This is a genomic window from Streptomyces sp. NPDC104831, assembly GCF_055583025.1.
This window is the reverse complement of record NZ_JBVJOT010000006.1, coordinates 22318-36857: the sequence shown is the minus strand read 5'-3', so window position 1 is coordinate 36857 and position 14540 is coordinate 22318. Positions and strand designations below refer to the sequence as shown.

Genomic DNA, 14540 nt, shown 5'->3' with positions numbered 1-14540 from the left:
CGGGCCTCACCGGCCAGGAGCCACACCATGCGTTTCGCCGCCTACGAGCACCACCACCGCGTCCGAGTCGCCGTCGTGCAGGACGACGGCACGCTTCTCCCCCTGCCCGGCGTCACCTCGCTCACCGGCCTGCTGCGCGAGTCCGGCGGTCTGCCCGGCCTGCTCGCCGCGGGCGCGGCGGCGCTCGACGTGCCGCCCGGTCCCCACGTCCGCGAAGTCCGCCTGCTGCCGCCGCTCCAGCCCGCCTCCGTCCGGGACTTCGTCACCTTCGAGGAGCACGTCGAGGGCGTACGACGGTCGGTGGACGGCGCGGTGGGCGTGCCCGACCAGTGGTACGCGGCACCGGCCTTCTACTTCACCAACCCGCACGCGATCCACGCGCCGGGCGACGGCATCCCGATGCCGCCCGGCTCCGCCGTCCTCGACTTCGAGCTGGAAGTGGCCGCCGTGATCGGCCGTGAGGGCCGCGACCTCACCCCCGAGCAGGCCCGCGACCACATCGTCGGCTACACCGTCTTCAACGACTGGTCGGCCAGGGACCTCCAGTCCGCCGAGATGAAGGTCGGCCTCGGCCCCTGCAAGGGCAAGGACACGGCCACCACGCTCGGCCCGTACCTGGTCACCGCCGACGAACTGGAGCCCTACCGGGACGCCGACGGCTTCCTGCGCCTCGCGCTCACCGCGGAGGTCAACGGCGAGACGGTCGGGTCGGACCTGCTGTCGAACATGAGCTGGACGTTCGAGGAGATGGTGGCCTACGCCTCGCGCGGCACGCGGGTCGTCCCGGGCGACGTGCTCGGCTCGGGCACCTGCGGCAACGGCGGTTGCCTCGCCGAGCTGTGGGGCCGGCGCGGCGAACGGACACCGCCCCCGCTGAAGCCCGGTGACACCGTCACCCTCACCGTGCAGGGCATCGGCACCCTCACCAACACCGTCGTCCCCGGTGCCGCCCCCGTGCCGCTGCCCACCGGCCGGCGCCGTGACCGGGAGCGGCCGTGACCGGCCCGCGCCCCGAGCGGCTGCTCGGCAAGGTGGTGGTCGTCACCGGTGCCGCCCGCGGCCAGGGCGCCGCGGAGGCGGAGGCGCTGGTGCGCGAGGGTGCCCGCGTCGTCGCCACCGATGTGGCGAAGGCGCCCGGCTGCCGGCACCTGGACGTGACCAGCGCTGAGCAGTGGGCCGCCCTGGCCGCCGAGCTGAAGGAGGCGTACGGACAGGTGCACGGCCTGGTCAACAACGCCGGCATCACCTGGCGCGCCCGCCTCGGCGACATCCGGGGCGCGGACTTCGACCGGGTGCACGCCGTCAACGTCACCGGCCCGCTGCTCGGCATCCAGCACCTCGCCCCGCTGATGCCGCCCGGCTCCTCGATCGTCAACGTCGGCTCCTCGGCCGCCCTCACCGCCCACTACCCGGTCGCCTACACCGCCAGCAAGTGGGGGCTGCGGGGCCTGTCGAGGACGGCGGCGCTGGAACTCGGCCCGCGCGGCATCCGCGTCAACACGATCCACCCCGGCTACATCGAGACCGACATGACCGCCTCCGCCGCCCCCGCCTTCCGCGAGGCCAACATCCGTGAGACACCGCTCGGCCGCACCGGTACCTCCGACGAGGTCGCCCCCCTGGTCGCGTTCCTGCTGTCGGACGAGTCGTCGTTCATCACCGGCGCCGAGATCCCCGTCGACGGCGGGCTCACCGCGCACGGCGGGGTCAAGTCGGTCGCCGACGCGGTGCGCGAGGGGGCCTCGTGAAGCGGCTGGAGGGCAAGGTCGCGCTGATCTCCGGTACGGCCCGCGGCCAGGGCCGGGCCGCCGCGCTGCGGTTCGCCGCCGAGGGCGCGCTCGTGGTGGGCGGTGACCTGCTGCACGAGGAGGCCGTCGAGACCCAGCGGCTGATCGCCCGCGAGGGCGGCACCGCCCTGACGCCCGGCCCGCTGGACGTCACCGACGGGACGTCGGTGGGCTCGTGGGTGGCCGAGGCCGTCGATGCCTTCGGCGGCGTCGACATCGTCTACGCCAACGCGGGCGCGGTCCGCTTCGGGGGCATCGGCAGCCAGCCGTACGAGGACTTCGCCTTCACCGTGCGCGCCGAGCTCGACTCGGTGTGGCTGACCGTCCGGGCGGCCTGGCCGCACCTGGCCGACAGCCGAGGCTGCGTCCTCACCGTCGGCTCCACCGCCGGCCTGACCGGTTCACTCACCAACCGGCGGGCGGCGCACTCGGCGTCCAAGGGCGGGGTGATCGCCCTGAGCAGGCAACTGGCCGCCGAGGGTGCGCCGTACGGCGTCCGCGCCAACTGCGTCAGTCCCGGAATGATCGACACGGAAGGCTCCCGCGCCGACCTCCTCGCGGACGACCACCCGATGCGCGGCATCGCCCGGCACATCCCCCTCGGCCGCACCGGCACACCCGACGACGTGGTCAACGCGACCGTGTTCCTCGCCTCCGACGAGGCGTCGTACATCACCGGCGCCAACCTCGTCGTCGACGGTGGCTGGTCGGCGGTCCTGCCCGGCGCCCCCACCTGAAAGGAAGGCCCCGCACGCGCACGGGGCCGGCGACAGCTCCGCCGGGGCCGTCGCCGACATCCCCGACGGCGGGTTCGGTCTCGGCGGCGTGCCGGAAGCCGTCATCCGTGCCCCGGGAACCCCTTCGCCCGGCCGGCATCGAGGACCGGGGAACCGGTGGGGGCGGAGGCCGGCGAGTGGGCGGACACACGGCCCGGCCCCAGGTCCCGGTGCCCGGTCCCGTCGCCGGCCTCATGGGGTGCTCCGGGGCGGTGCCTCACGTCCGGACCGGCCTTCTCCGACAGGCGGGGCCGGCGCGCGACCACGGTCACGTCGTTCCGCGCGGGTGGGCCGGCCGAGGACGACTCCGGCCAGGACCAGGGCGAGTCCGGCCAGTTGCCGGACGGTCAGCGTTTCCGAGGCGACCGCCGTGCCCAGCAGCACGCCCGTGACGGGGTTGAGCAGTCCGAGCAGGCCCACGGTCCCCGCCGGCAGGTGCCGCAGCCCGGTGAACCAGGCGGTGAAGGCCAGTGCGGTGGCGACCAGCGCGATGTAGGCGAACGCGAAGAGCACCGGTGCGGAGGGTGCCGGGGGCGGCCCCTCCGCGAGGGCCGCCCCCGGGAACAGCAGCAAGCCGCCCGCGGTGAGCTGCCAGGCGGTCGAGGCGAGCACGTCGGCGCCATCGCTCCACCGTCTGCTCAGGATGTAGCCGAAGGACGACACGAGCATGGCGGCGGCCGAGGCGGCCACACCACCCACGCTCACCTGTTCCGCACCGGTGAGCAGCATGAGGCACACGCCGGCGAGCCCGACTCCGGCACCGGCCAGGTGGGTGGTCCGGGGCCGTTCGGATATCAGGAGCCAGGCCACGAGCATCATCGTCAGCGGAGACACCGCCATGACGGTCGAGGCGAGGCTCGTGGGCAGCGCCTGGGAGGCGATGTAGACGAGGACGAAGAACACGCTCACGTTGAGCAGGCCCAGCACGGCGGACCTCCACCACCACGCGCCGCGCGGCCGCCGTCGGCACAGGGCCAGCAGGACGAGGCCGGCGGGCAGCGCCCGGCACGCGGCTCCGTAGAGGGGACGGTCGGCGGGGAGGAACTCACGGGTGACGAAGTAGTTGGTTCCCCAGGTCACCGGCGCGATCGCGGTCACCGCCACCCACCGCAAATTAGCTTCCATGGAAGTCAATATACCTTCCAGGGAAGGTACTATGGCCGCATGGACGACCGGCAACCGCTTGACCACGTAGCCCGCATCCAGGCCGACTGGCGCCGAGAGCGGCCTGACGTGGACGTTTCCCCGCAGGGAGTGATCGGCCGGCTGCACCGTCTGGCCGCCCGGCTCACCGGGGAACTCTGTCGCGTCTACGGCGGCTACGGACTCGGCGAGGGGGAGTTCGACGTCCTGTGCGCGCTGCGACGCGCCGGCGAGCCCTACGAACGGGCACCGGGCGAACTCGCCGCGCACACCATGGTCACCACCGGCGCGATGACGAAACGGATCGACCGCCTGGAGCGGGCCGGACTCGTCACCCGCCGGCGCTCGGACGACGACCAGAGGGGCCGGATCGTCGCCCTCACCGCACCCGGCCGCGAACTGATCGACCAGGCGTTCACCGACCACATGCGCAATGAACGCCGCCTGCTGGATCTGCTGACACCCGACGAGGCCAAGACGCTCGAATCCCTGCTCACCACCTGGCTCTCCCGCGTCGAAGAGGGAGGATGAGCACGATCGGCGACGCCGGCGTCGGCTTCGAGTGGATCTTCGGTCGATTAGAATCGCGCAATGTTCGAAGGAAAGCTGGTAAGGCTGCGCGCACTGCGCTCGGAAGACGCGGAGCATCATCTTCGGTGGCGCAACGACCCGGAAGTGGTGCACTGGGCCGCGGCCGGCGATCCCTGCTTCGGCCCGGTCACGGCGGAGGCGATCGGACTCGGCTTCGACACCATGCTGCGCCTGAACCCGAGGGAGTCGGCCGTGTTCACGGTCGAGGACCTGGCCGGCGGAAGGGTGATCGGCATGGCCGACTACCGGGACTTGGACCCCTACGCCGGCGTGGCCACACTGGGAGTCACCATCGGCGAGCGGGAGTTCTGGGGCAGCGGCCACGGCAGTGACGCGGTGCGGCTGCTCGTGGACCACCTGTTCGGCGCGTACGGCCTGAACCGGCTCGAACTGGACACCTGGAGCGGCAACGAGCGCGCCGTGCGCGCCTTCACCAGGCTCGGCTTCCGCGAGGAGGGCCGCCGCCGGTCGGCCGTGCCGCTGAACGGGAAGCGCTACGACCGCGTGCTCTTCGGGATGCTCCGCGAGGAATGGGCGGACTTCACGTGACGCCGTAGAGGGTTCCCGGGCACTGCCCGCGGCCGGAGCGGGCGACAGCGGCCCGGCGGAGCCCTGTTCCGACCGGTCCGGCACGTCGCACGGTGAGCCCTCCCCCAGGTCGTCAGTCGGGGGCGGTGGGACCGCGGTAGGGCAGGGTCTGGCTGTAGACGACGTTCGTGGTGGTGCTGCCGAAACCGGCCAGTTCGTCCATGAGGGTCTCCAGGTGCGCCATGGAGGTCGCGGCCACCTTCAGGGTGTAGCAGTCGTTGCCGGTGGTGCGCAGGCACTCCAGGATCTCGCGGCGTTCGGCGAGGAGGCCGCGCAGCGGTTCGTGGCGGTTGCCCGGATATTTGAGGCGGACGACGGCGAGGACGGGGTAGCCGACCTTGGCCAGGTCGATCTCGGCACGGTATCCCGTGATGACGCCCAAGGCCTCCAGATTGCGGACGCGTTCGGTGGTGGCCGACGGGCTGAGGTTCACGCGGCGGCCCAGTTCGCTGAGGGAGATGCGGGCCTCCCGTTGCAGCTGTTCGATGATCGCCCAGTCGACGTGATCAAGGTTCCCGGCCATGCGGCGAAAGTACCAGCAAAAACACGGAGAAGCAGCGGCTGCGTAGGGAAGTCCCGTCCCGTACGCCATGATCACCGGGATACCTCGGGCGGGCGTCGGCTGGGCCCGGCGGTCCGCGCGTGCGCCGGGCGTGCACGCCCATCCGGGAACGCGCGTTGTGACCCCATGCGCCCCTGGCGGGCGGCTGGCGGGTGGCACGGCGCGAACCGACGATGGCTCACGGCGCAGATGGCCCGTCGCCCGACGGTGCCCATAAGCCGCAGCCGGGAGTACCCCGGTCTCATCCAGGCCCGGGTCTGCCGGTCGCGGAATTCGGGCCTCCGGAAGGACGTCCATGTTACGCCGGTCCACCGTCCTGTTGCGCCTGCTGGTGCCGACGGCGCTCGCCACAGGCGTCGTCGTGCCCCTCTCGGCAGGCGTCGCCTCCGCCGCGCAGCCCATATGCCTGAGCGGCACCCTTCAGTTCGACTACCAGTCCGCCGAGGCGGGACCCACGAAGCCGACCCTGACCCGGGCCGCTCGCAACGCCTCGGTCGAGCTCTGGGGCCGGGAGAAAGCGACCGACACCGACCACAAACTGAACACCGACGCCCAGCTGACCAGCGCGGCCGACGGCTCGTTCAACCTCTGCTACACCCCGGTCAACACCACCGCGATGGACCACCTGTTCGTCCGCTTCGCCACCCGCAACAACCAGGTGTGGCGGGTCGCCGACTCCACCGGCACGGTCTACACCTACAACACTCCGACACAGTCGAACATATCGGCAAGCGTCAACCTGGGTACCGTCAAACCGACCACGGCGGCCCGCGCCTGGCACGCCTTCGACACCGTCAATCTGCTCTGGTCGCGCCGGGTCAACTCGACCACCCCGTGCTGGACGGCCGCCGAGACGAGCGCCGCCGGCTGCACCACGCTGACGCTGCGCTGGCAGACCGGATCCTCCGACGGCCCGTGGTACGACCTGTCCAACACCGTCCACCTCGCCGATGCCGACCCGGACTCCGAGCACACCGTGTTGCACGAGTCGGGGCACTTCTTCCAGCACCGGCTGTACAACGGCACGTTCCCGAACGTCACCAACTGCTCCCCGCACTACATCGAGAAGGCGTCGTCCGCCACCTGCGCCTGGACCGAAGGGTTCGCGGACTCGGTGGCCGCCTACCTGCTGGGCGACGCGCGCTACGTGTGGTCGGACGGCTCGTCCTACCCGTTCACCGCCGCCGCGGGCTGGCAGACCGGCGACCAGGTGCAGGGCAACGTGGACGGCGCGCTGCTCCAGCTGTGGAACCAGGTGGACGGCAGCTGGGACCGTTCCGTCACCACCCTGGCCTCGCACACGCCCTCGACCTTCTCCGACTGGTTCAAGAACGTCCGCCCGACGGCCGTGCCGCCGCTGTCCACCACCGGCGCCGCGCTGACCGCACTCGACACGCACGCCGTCAACTACGGTCCCACGGTGGTGGGTGACAACGCCTACCACGCGCTGAGCAACGGCGGCGGCGTCGCCCTGCAGCGCGGCGGGACCTGCAGCGGCAGCGTCCCGTCAGTCGCGGAGTTCGCCGCCCTGGACACCTCACGCGCCTCACAGCGCTGGAAGTTCACGGCCAACGGCGACGGCACCGTGCGGATCTACGACAGCTGCCTGGTCCCGCTCTACCTGACCGCACCGACCACCGCCGGCGGCCAGGTATCCCTCCAGGCCGTCTACCTCGGCGGAGCCAACCAGCGCTGGCAGGTGACCCAGAACGCCGTCGGCACGTACACCCTGACCAACCCGGCCACCGGCTTCGCCCTGGACGGCAACGCGACCGCGGGCCAGGCGGTCACCGCCAACACCGCTTCCGCCGGATCGACCAGCCAGAACTGGGCCTCGGTGTTCTCCATCTCCTGACACAGCGCCCTGCCGGATGGTGAAGCAACGATCCGGCACAGCCATCGGTTCACGGGAGGGCCGTCGCGCTCCCCTCCGAGCAGCAAGAGCGAAGGCCACGGGTGATCCGGCTCACCTGGCGTCACGCGCTGGGCGATCTCGCCGACCGGCCGCGCGCAGCGCCGTCGTCCGGGTGACCGTGCGCAGCCATCCGGCAGCGTCGCGGCGGCCCGGCAGCAGCGTCTGCGGCGACGCCGGGGAGCCGGTGATCCCGGCGAGGACCAAGGGGCCGACGACCGCTGTGTTCGCCCTGTGGTCCGTCGCCCCCGGGGCGTGAGCGTGGTTCGCCACCGCCTGCTGCGGTTCGGCGATCAGGAGGCCACCGTCAGCACGATCTTGCCTTGGATGTGACCCTGCGCGGCTCGCGTGTGTGCGCTGACCGCTTCGGACAGCGGATAGACGCTGTCCACCCCGACCTGGAGTTCGCCCTCGTCCAACAGGCGCCCGATCTCGGCGAGCTGGGGGCCGTTGGAACGTACCTGGATGTTCGACACGGTGATGCCCAGACGCGCCGTCTCTTCCGGGTCGTACTGCGCGAAGAACACCGGGAGCATGGTGCCTCCGCGCTTGAGCACGGTCAGGAAGCGTGAGCTGTCCGGGCCACCGACGGTGTCGATCACCAGGTCGACACCGCTGACCACGTCCGCGGCCCGCGTCGTGGTGTAGTCGATGAACTCATCGGCGCCCAGCCGGCGCAGGAACCGCTCGTGCCGGCTCGAGGCCACCGCGACGACGTGCGCCCCCTTCCACTTCGCCAGCTGCACCGCGAAGTGGCCCACCCCACCAGCGGCCCCGTTGACCAGCACGGTCGTCCCCGGCGTGATCGGCACCGGCCGGTGCACCCGGCCGGTGAACGGAGACGGCACGTCGTGGCCGAGATCAACCAGGTACTGCCAGGCCGTCAGCACGGCCATCGGCGCCCCGGCCGCCTCGACGTGGTCGATGCCGGCCGGCTTGTGAGCCAGGTCCGAAGCCGGCGCGGCCACGTACTCGGCGTACGTCCGGCCGTCGAATCCCGGGAACCTCAGCATGCCGAAGACCTCGTCACCGACGGCGAACCCGGACACGTCCGGAGCGACCGCCTCGACCACGCCCGACATGTCCGTTCCGGGGATCAGGGGGAACTCCAGCGCCGGCCTCATGGCGGCCGGCATGACCTTCATCCCCTCACGCAGGTACCAGTCCGGCGGGTTGATGCCCGCCGCGTGCACCCGGACGAGCACCTCGCCGGGGCCGATCCCGGGAACCGGCACCTCGTCGTACCGCAGAACGTCCGGCCCGCCGGCCTCGTGGAACTGGATCGCCTTCATCGCGCCTGCCGCTTTCTCGGGGAAACGTTGCTCCTCCAGTCAAGGCCCGGGGCGGCACGGCCGTCCAAGACCGGTTCGGCAACCCGCTCATTCCGGAACGGCATGACGCTTACCCTGCAAGGGTGAACGATCTCGGACAGGACCTGGAACTGCGGCTCGTGCGCTACTTCACCGTGGTGGCGGCGCACCAGCACTTCGGCCGGGCCGCCGCCGACCTGCACGTAGCCCAGCCGGCGCTGAGCCGCCAGATCCAACGGCTCGAGAAGTATCTCGGCACACGACTGCTGGACCGCACTCCCCGGGGCGCCCGGCTCACTCCGGCCGGCCAGGCGTTCCTCCCCCGAGCCGAGGCCCTGCTGCGGGCCGCCCGCCAGGCCGAACTGGCCGTGCGCCAACCAGCCCGGACCGAACGAATCGCCATCGGCTACGTCGAAGACCTGGTGATCACCGCAACCGTACGGGAACTGCGCCACCGTCACCCGGACGCCGAGATCGCCACCCGGCACCTGAGCTGCCGCGACGTCGGCGCACTGTCCGACGAGCGCGTCGACGCCCTGATCGCGCGGGCCCCCCTGCCGCTCGCCGCCGACGACGTGACCACCACCCCGCTGTACCAGGAGCCCCGGATGCTCGTGGTCCCCCGCGGCCATGCCTTGGCCGGCCGCGCGTCGGTGACGGCGGAAGAACTGGCCGGCGAAGAGGCGGCGCCGTGCGCGTTCGAGACCGCGGACTGGGCCTCCTACCGGATCCTCGGGGCCGGCGTGCCGCCGATCGAGAGCTACGAGGACAAGCTCGAACTCGTCGCGAGTGGCATGGCGATCGCCGTCCTGCCCGTCGGCGATCGGCGCAGCTCGCTGCGTCCCGACCTGGTCACCGTTCCGATCGAAGGCGCTCCCCCCAGCCGGATCGTCCTGGTCAGCCGCAAGGGAGACCCGAATCCGATGATCAGGAACCTCCGGCTGGCCGCCAAGGCCGTCCTGTCCGGCCCGCCGCCCTGACCGGAACCAGGCCCGGGCGATGAGCACGGGCGGCAGGCCCGTGGAGCCGTCCGATCCGCCGATGGTGCCCCAGGATCCGTTGATGGTGCGCCAGATGGTGACCGCGGTCTACGACGGACGTGATCCGATCGCCCGGCGGGACCGGGCCGGGCCCCGACAGCCGCACGGACGCGCCGGTACACCGGCCCCGCCGCGCGTAGCCCGCTGATCCCTTCACGCCCTCACCGACGTCCCGTCAGACGAACCAAAGGAGCTGGACCCTGATGGCGAGTTCCTCAGGCCATTGCACTTCCACCCGGACCATCACGTGTCCCGCCTCCAAGGGCACCAAGTTGTGCAGCGTGACGACCGCGCTTCCCATGATGGGCTTCTGCGTGGCGGGGTCGAACTCCGTGACAGCGCCCAGCACGAAGGCGAAGGGCCCTTTGAAGCCAGGCACATCCAGGGTCTGCTCGAAGACACCCTGGCCTCTGATGTCGAATGTCTGAGCGGCCAGTTCCGGGCTCAATCCCCCACTCGCCTGCCCAGTACCTGCCTGCCCCGAGCCGCCGCTCGCCGTGTTCCCGGTCACGGCGTCACCAGGATTACCGTGATTCATTTCCGTTCCCTTCAGTGCGGAGAGAGCCCGGACCGGCAGAGACATGCCGGCCGCCCGCACATCGCGCCCGTGCGGCGATCAAGGCGCTGTGATCCTCGCGCGACGCCAGGACGGTAGCCGTTGTTCCTGCCGACTTCCGGGCAAGCGAGGGCATATACCATCAAATCGCTGCACGCACATCCAGTGTGTGCTCCACATGGGTGGTCCGCAACAGGGCATGGGATGGGCGGTAAGGTCGCACAGCCGGCCGCTGCCACCAGACCCGCCGGCCTGCGCGGCCTCGTCCTGGTCGGCTCCGGACCGGCGAAGCCCGCCGCACAGATCACCGCCGAGTACCGGGAAGCTCCCTCGTGATCGCCGGGGAGGGCCGCCCGTAGCGGTACATGACAGGCTCGCGACCGCCGCCGCCGGTCTACCGCGGCAGTCCCAGGCCACACCAGGTGCCGGACGGGACGCACCGCCCCTCGGCTAGGTCCACGGCGGAGCATGGTGCTTGTCAGGGCCGAGTCCGCCCCCGTCCGCACCACTCCCGGAGGCATCGCCGGCCCGGGCACCGGAAGCGCGGAGGTGCCCCCGTGTCCGCTCCACCGCAGACGCCTGGCACCCGAACTCCGCCGTCGCTGAGGGCAGTTCCCGGCGGAGCAGTCAGGCGTCCGCGGTGCCGCCGGCCGCCGGCAGGACACCGACCGGCATCCGACGGGACCGGCCGGCATCCGACGGGACCGGCCGGCCCGCGTTCGCCTCCGCCGCACGACTACCGGCGGCCCTCGGCCGCGACAGGAGCCGCTTGACCCGCGGCGGCCGGAAAGCGTCCCACGCCTCCTCGGCCGCCCGGCGCCCGGCTTCGGACACCCGGGCCACGGGCGGCTCGCCCGGCTCGATGACCCGCTACGGCCGCGGCGCCGCCGGCCGGACGGCGATCGCGGCCCCGGTGACGCGTACCCGCGGATCGCCGGCCCGCAGGGCGACCTCCAGCAGCGACGGGCGGCCCATGTCGTGGCCCTGGTGCAGGGTGAGCCGCGCGTCGGCCGGAACCAGGCCCAGGTCGCGGGCGTAGGCGCCGAACGCCGCGGCCGCGGCGCCCGTCGCGGCGTCCTCCACCACACCGCCGACCGGGAAGGGATCGCGGACGTGGAAGACGGTCGCCGTCTCGCGCCACACCAACTGCACGGTCGTCAGGTCGAGCCGCCGCATCAGCCGCAGCAGCCGGTCGAAGTCGTAGTCCAGGTCGGCAAGCCGCTCACGGGTCGAGGCCGCGAGGACCAGGTGGCGCACTCCTGCGAAGGCGATCCTCGGGGGCAGGGCGGCATCGAGCTCGCCGGGCTGCCAGCCGAGCGCCGCCAGGGCCTCGGCCACGTCTGCCGGATCGGCGGCGAGCACCTGGGGCTCGACACTGGTGAGGGTGGCCTTGAGTGCGCCGTTCTCTTCCCGGACGGTGACGGGCACGTGGCCCGCGGCGGTGTGGAAGCCGAAGTCGCCCTCGCCGAGGCGCTCGGCGAGCGCCACCGCCGTGGCCACGGTGGCGTGGCCGCAGAAGCCCACCTCCGCCTTGGGGCTGAAGAACCGCAGTGTGAACGAACGGTCGTCGTCCGGGTCGGGTCCGGCGGTGACGAAGGCGGACTCCGAGTATCCGAGTTCGGCGGCGATCGCCACCATCTGGGCTTCGTCCAGAAGGGAGGCGTCCAGGACGACCCCGGCCCTGTTGCCGCCGGCCGGGTCCGTGGTGAAGGCCGTGTAGTGCAGCACTTCGGCAGTCGGACGCGGAGCCGGTTCACTCGCGTCGGTCCTCGTCGGGTTCGCCATGGCCGGTCGTCCTCTCCGGTGGGGTCCCCTTGCGGACCTGCCCGGGCGGCAGGCCGTGTTCCCCTCCTACAGACATGATCGGAGCCGATTACTTCGTCGCGCGTCGAAGTGTCGACGTCGTACGCTGCGCGCATGATGGACGAGCCGCTCAAGCAGCAGACCGACATCGCCCGCGCCGCGGCGCTGATCGCCGACCCTTCCCGGGCCCGGATGCTCAAGTGCCTGGGTGATGGCCGCGCCCTGCCCGCCGGCATGCTCGCGGACGAGGCCGGTGTCGGTGCGGCCACCGCGAGCGCGCACCTGGCCAAGCTGGTCGAGGGCGAACTCGTCACGGTCAGCCGGCAGGGCCGGCACCGCTACTACCGGCTGGCCGGGCCGGACGTCTCCGCCGCCCTCGAAGCCCTGGCCCTGATCGCCCCGCCACTGCCCGTCACCTCGCTCAGGCAGAGCAACCGCGCAAGCGCCCTGCGCCGCGCCCGCACCTGCTACGACCACCTGGCCGGACAGCTCGGCACCGGCTTGATGGGCGCACTGCTCGGCCAAGGCGTGCTGACCGGCCACGACGGCGTGCACCGCCCCGAGGAGGCCGTGCGCGACCGCCCCGCGTCCCACGGACGCGACATCCGCTACGAGCTCACCGACAGCGGCCGGACACGCTTGCGTGAACTCGGTGTCGATACCGACCGGTTGCCGCCGCGCCGCCCGGCGGTGCGCTACTGCGTCGACTGGAGCGAGCACCGCCACCACCTCGCCGGCGGGCTGGGCGCGGCCCTGACGTCCCGGCTGTTCGAGCTGGAGTGGGTGCGCTGGGGAAAGGCGCCGCGCGTGGTGCGGGTGACCGACGAGGGGGCCGCGGGCCTGCGGCGTACGCTCGGGCTGACTCTCCCGCGATAGCGCAATGACCCGGGGCCGTGTCCGGCCGACCGCCGGGTCGGCCCGGACGTCGGCGCCCACGAGCCCGGTCACCGCCCGCGCACGGCCCACGGCGATCGCAGCCCGGGCGGACCCACGCCGGCCTCCCGAACAGCGGTGGGGCTCCGCTCGCTTGGGCTCGCCGTCGCGTGCCGGCAGGCGGATCACGCGCGAGGGGCACCGCCGGGCAATTACTTGGCCAGCCACAGAATCGGTGCTACTTTTATGTGGCTGGCCACAGAAATGGCCGGCGCAACGAACACCACCCGAGGGGACAACAGCCATGAAGGCCATCGTTTTCGACACGTTCGGCGGCACCGAGGTCCTGCACGAAGCGGAGATCGACCTGCCCCAGCCCGGCCCCGGCCAGGTCCGCGTGCGCCTACACGCCGTCGGCGTCAACCCGGTGGACGGCAAGATCCGCTCCGGCGGCATGGAGGCCATATTCCCCACCACCCTGCCCGCCGTGCCCGGCGGGGAGATCGCCGGCGTGGTCGACGCGCTCGGTGCGGGCGTCGACCACCTGAAGGCGGGCGACGAGGTGCTGGGCTGGTCCGACACCGGCTCCTACGCGCAGTACGCCCTGGCGTCCGCGACCGTCCTCGCGCCCAAGCCGGCCGGCCTGGACTGGAAGCACGCCGCCGCCCTGCCCGTGGCGAGTGACGGCGCCGAACGCGTCCTGGACCTGCTCGGCGTCACCGCCGGCGACACGCTGCTGATCCACGGCGCGTCCGGTGCACTCGGCACCATCGCCGTCCAGCTCGCCGTCGCCCGCGGCGCCCGCGTCATCGGCACCGCCGGACCGGCCAACCAGGAATACGTCACCTCGCTCGGCGCGACCGCCCTGGTCTACGGGGACAACCTGGTCGAGCGGGTCCGCGAAGTGGCCCCCGAAGGAGTGGACGCCGTCTTCGACGCCGCGGGCAAGGGCGCGCTGGAAGACTCCATCACCCTGCGCGGCACCACCGACCGGATCGTCACCACCGCCGACTTCCGCGCCGCCGAACTCGGCATCGTCTTCGCCGAGGGCCCCCAGCGCCGCTCCGCCACCCGCCTCGCCGAGATCGCCCGGCAGGCCGCCGACGGCACACTCGTCACCACGATCAGCGCCGCCTATCCGCTCGCCGACGCGGCCAAGGCCCAGCAAGCCAGCGACGCCGGCCACAACCGGGGCAAGATCGTCCTCACCGTCGACCACTCCACCACCCCGCTCTCCGTGTGACGAAGGGGCGGCAATGACGGACACCACCTCATCGAAGCCGCCGAAGACCGCGGGCGCGGGACCCTTGAGCTCGCCCGCGCCCACCGCGGCCACGCCGCCGCCACGCTGCGCGCCATGAACCTGCACCCGGGGCAGGAACTGCTGCTCATGCAGCTCTTCGACCGCGCTCACCGACGCCGGCCGCGCACTCGAGGAGCCCATCGCCGGCATGTGGCGCTCCCTCAAGGAGATCTCCGTACGCGACCTGACACCCGAGCGGGCCGAAGCGTTCACGACGTGCGCCCACCTCATCGAGAACGCCATCGGGAACCACGACCGCCGGCCACCGGCCGGGTGAGGAGGGACCGCCACCCCCA

Annotated in this window: 15 protein-coding genes and 1 pseudogene; 11 read left to right on the top strand and 5 right to left on the bottom strand. The window is 72.2% G+C overall.

What is annotated here, in order from left to right; all coding sequences use genetic code 11:
* Positions 1–27 precede the first annotated feature (27 nt).
* The 3 genes from ACZ63H_RS06125 to ACZ63H_RS06115 are packed head-to-tail and all read left to right on the top strand — an operon-like array spanning position 28 to position 2524.
* The gene (locus tag ACZ63H_RS06125; RefSeq protein WP_469862602.1) at positions 28–999 is read left to right on the top strand and encodes a fumarylacetoacetate hydrolase family protein; all 972 of its coding nucleotides are present in this window, start codon (positions 28–30) and stop codon (positions 997–999) included.
* Positions 996–1748 carry an SDR family NAD(P)-dependent oxidoreductase gene (locus ACZ63H_RS06120; protein ID WP_469862600.1) on the top strand — a complete coding sequence of 251 codons (753 nt, stop codon included), beginning with the start codon at positions 996–998 and terminating at the stop codon, positions 1746–1748. Before ACZ63H_RS06125 ends, ACZ63H_RS06120 begins: the two co-directional genes overlap by 4 nt.
* A complete protein-coding gene (locus ACZ63H_RS06115; RefSeq protein WP_469862598.1) occupies positions 1745–2524 on the top strand; it encodes an SDR family NAD(P)-dependent oxidoreductase in 780 nt (259 codons plus the stop codon). The genes ACZ63H_RS06120 and ACZ63H_RS06115 overlap by 4 nt, the downstream gene beginning before the upstream one ends.
* A gap of 231 nt (positions 2525–2755) precedes the next feature.
* Here ACZ63H_RS06115 and ACZ63H_RS06110 read toward each other — a convergent pair whose 3' ends face one another.
* A complete protein-coding gene (locus ACZ63H_RS06110) occupies positions 2756–3688 on the bottom strand; it encodes a DMT family transporter (protein ID WP_469862596.1) in 933 nt (310 codons plus the stop codon).
* Positions 3689–3727: 39 nt separating this feature from the next.
* Between ACZ63H_RS06110 and ACZ63H_RS06105 the strand changes: the two genes are divergently transcribed.
* Complete coding sequence (locus tag ACZ63H_RS06105) at positions 3728–4237, top strand: MarR family winged helix-turn-helix transcriptional regulator (protein ID WP_469862594.1); 510 nt, start codon at positions 3728–3730, stop codon at positions 4235–4237.
* A gap of 60 nt (positions 4238–4297) precedes the next feature.
* Entirely contained in the window at positions 4298–4846 is a 549-nt protein-coding gene (locus ACZ63H_RS06100) for a GNAT family N-acetyltransferase (protein WP_469862592.1), read from the top strand.
* Between the two features lie 112 nt (positions 4847–4958).
* On the opposite strand, the gene ACZ63H_RS06095 is transcribed toward ACZ63H_RS06100, so the two are convergent.
* Positions 4959–5408 (bottom strand): Lrp/AsnC family transcriptional regulator, encoded by a 450-nt coding sequence (locus ACZ63H_RS06095; RefSeq protein ID WP_469862590.1) that lies wholly within the window; start codon positions 5406–5408, stop codon positions 4959–4961.
* A 334-nt stretch (positions 5409–5742) separates the two neighbouring features.
* On the opposite strand from ACZ63H_RS06095, the gene ACZ63H_RS06090 reads away from it, so the two are divergent.
* Positions 5743–7302 (top strand): RICIN domain-containing protein, encoded by a 1560-nt coding sequence (locus ACZ63H_RS06090; protein WP_469862588.1) that lies wholly within the window; start codon positions 5743–5745, stop codon positions 7300–7302.
* A 350-nt stretch (positions 7303–7652) separates the two neighbouring features.
* Here the strand turns inward: ACZ63H_RS06090 and ACZ63H_RS06085 are convergent, their stop codons facing one another.
* Positions 7653–8651 (bottom strand): NADP-dependent oxidoreductase, encoded by a 999-nt coding sequence (locus ACZ63H_RS06085; protein ID WP_469862586.1) that lies wholly within the window; start codon positions 8649–8651, stop codon positions 7653–7655.
* A gap of 122 nt (positions 8652–8773) precedes the next feature.
* Here ACZ63H_RS06085 and ACZ63H_RS06080 point away from each other — a divergent pair, with 122 nt between their 5' ends.
* Complete coding sequence (locus tag ACZ63H_RS06080) at positions 8774–9649, top strand: LysR family transcriptional regulator (RefSeq protein ID WP_469862584.1); 876 nt, start codon at positions 8774–8776, stop codon at positions 9647–9649.
* 235 nt (positions 9650–9884) lie between these two features.
* On the opposite strand, the gene ACZ63H_RS06075 is transcribed toward ACZ63H_RS06080, so the two are convergent.
* Entirely contained in the window at positions 9885–10292 is a 408-nt protein-coding gene (locus ACZ63H_RS06075) for a hypothetical protein (RefSeq protein WP_469862582.1), read from the bottom strand.
* A 168-nt stretch (positions 10293–10460) separates the two neighbouring features.
* On the opposite strand from ACZ63H_RS06075, the pseudogene ACZ63H_RS06070 reads away from it, so the two are divergent.
* Positions 10461–10598, top strand: a pseudogene (locus tag ACZ63H_RS06070) (alpha/beta fold hydrolase); the annotation flags it as partial.
* 537 nt (positions 10599–11135) lie between these two features.
* Here the strand turns inward: ACZ63H_RS06070 and ACZ63H_RS06065 are convergent.
* The gene (locus tag ACZ63H_RS06065; RefSeq protein ID WP_469862580.1) at positions 11136–12050 is read right to left on the bottom strand and encodes a PhzF family phenazine biosynthesis isomerase; all 915 of its coding nucleotides are present in this window, start codon (positions 12048–12050) and stop codon (positions 11136–11138) included.
* 132 nt (positions 12051–12182) lie between these two features.
* Between ACZ63H_RS06065 and ACZ63H_RS06060 the strand changes: the two genes are divergently transcribed.
* The 3 genes from ACZ63H_RS06060 (at position 12183) to ACZ63H_RS06050 (ending at position 14521) form a co-directional block, all read left to right on the top strand.
* The gene (locus ACZ63H_RS06060; protein WP_469862578.1) at positions 12183–12944 is read left to right on the top strand and encodes an ArsR/SmtB family transcription factor; all 762 of its coding nucleotides are present in this window, start codon (positions 12183–12185) and stop codon (positions 12942–12944) included.
* A gap of 301 nt (positions 12945–13245) precedes the next feature.
* Positions 13246–14184 (top strand): NADP-dependent oxidoreductase, encoded by a 939-nt coding sequence (locus ACZ63H_RS06055; RefSeq protein ID WP_469862576.1) that lies wholly within the window; start codon positions 13246–13248, stop codon positions 14182–14184.
* Between the two features lie 208 nt (positions 14185–14392).
* The gene (locus tag ACZ63H_RS06050; protein ID WP_469862574.1) at positions 14393–14521 is read left to right on the top strand and encodes a hypothetical protein; all 129 of its coding nucleotides are present in this window, start codon (positions 14393–14395) and stop codon (positions 14519–14521) included.
* The last annotated feature ends 19 nt before the right edge of the window (positions 14522–14540 follow it).

Bases quoted from the DNA above. Each gene is read 5' to 3' on its own strand.
- ACZ63H_RS06125 (WP_469862602.1), top strand. From the start codon at position 28: ATGCGTTTCGCCGCCTACGAGCACCACCACCGCGTCCGAGTCGCCGTC.
- ACZ63H_RS06110 (WP_469862596.1), bottom strand. From the start codon at position 3,688: ATGGAAGCTAATTTGCGGTGGGTGGCGGTGACCGCGATCGCGCCGGTG.
- ACZ63H_RS06105 (WP_469862594.1), top strand. From the start codon at position 3,728: ATGGACGACCGGCAACCGCTTGACCACGTAGCCCGCATCCAGGCCGAC.
- ACZ63H_RS06100 (WP_469862592.1), top strand. From the start codon at position 4,298: ATGTTCGAAGGAAAGCTGGTAAGGCTGCGCGCACTGCGCTCGGAAGAC.
- ACZ63H_RS06095 (WP_469862590.1), bottom strand. From the start codon at position 5,408: ATGGCCGGGAACCTTGATCACGTCGACTGGGCGATCATCGAACAGCTG.
- ACZ63H_RS06090 (WP_469862588.1), top strand. From the start codon at position 5,743: ATGTTACGCCGGTCCACCGTCCTGTTGCGCCTGCTGGTGCCGACGGCG.
- ACZ63H_RS06085 (WP_469862586.1), bottom strand. From the start codon at position 8,651: ATGAAGGCGATCCAGTTCCACGAGGCCGGCGGGCCGGACGTTCTGCGG.
- ACZ63H_RS06075 (WP_469862582.1), bottom strand. From the start codon at position 10,292: ATGTCTCTGCCGGTCCGGGCTCTCTCCGCACTGAAGGGAACGGAAATG.
- ACZ63H_RS06065 (WP_469862580.1), bottom strand. From the start codon at position 12,050: ATGGCGAACCCGACGAGGACCGACGCGAGTGAACCGGCTCCGCGTCCG.
- ACZ63H_RS06060 (WP_469862578.1), top strand. From the start codon at position 12,183: ATGATGGACGAGCCGCTCAAGCAGCAGACCGACATCGCCCGCGCCGCG.
- ACZ63H_RS06055 (WP_469862576.1), top strand. From the start codon at position 13,246: ATGAAGGCCATCGTTTTCGACACGTTCGGCGGCACCGAGGTCCTGCAC.
- ACZ63H_RS06050 (WP_469862574.1), top strand. From the start codon at position 14,393: ATGTGGCGCTCCCTCAAGGAGATCTCCGTACGCGACCTGACACCCGAG.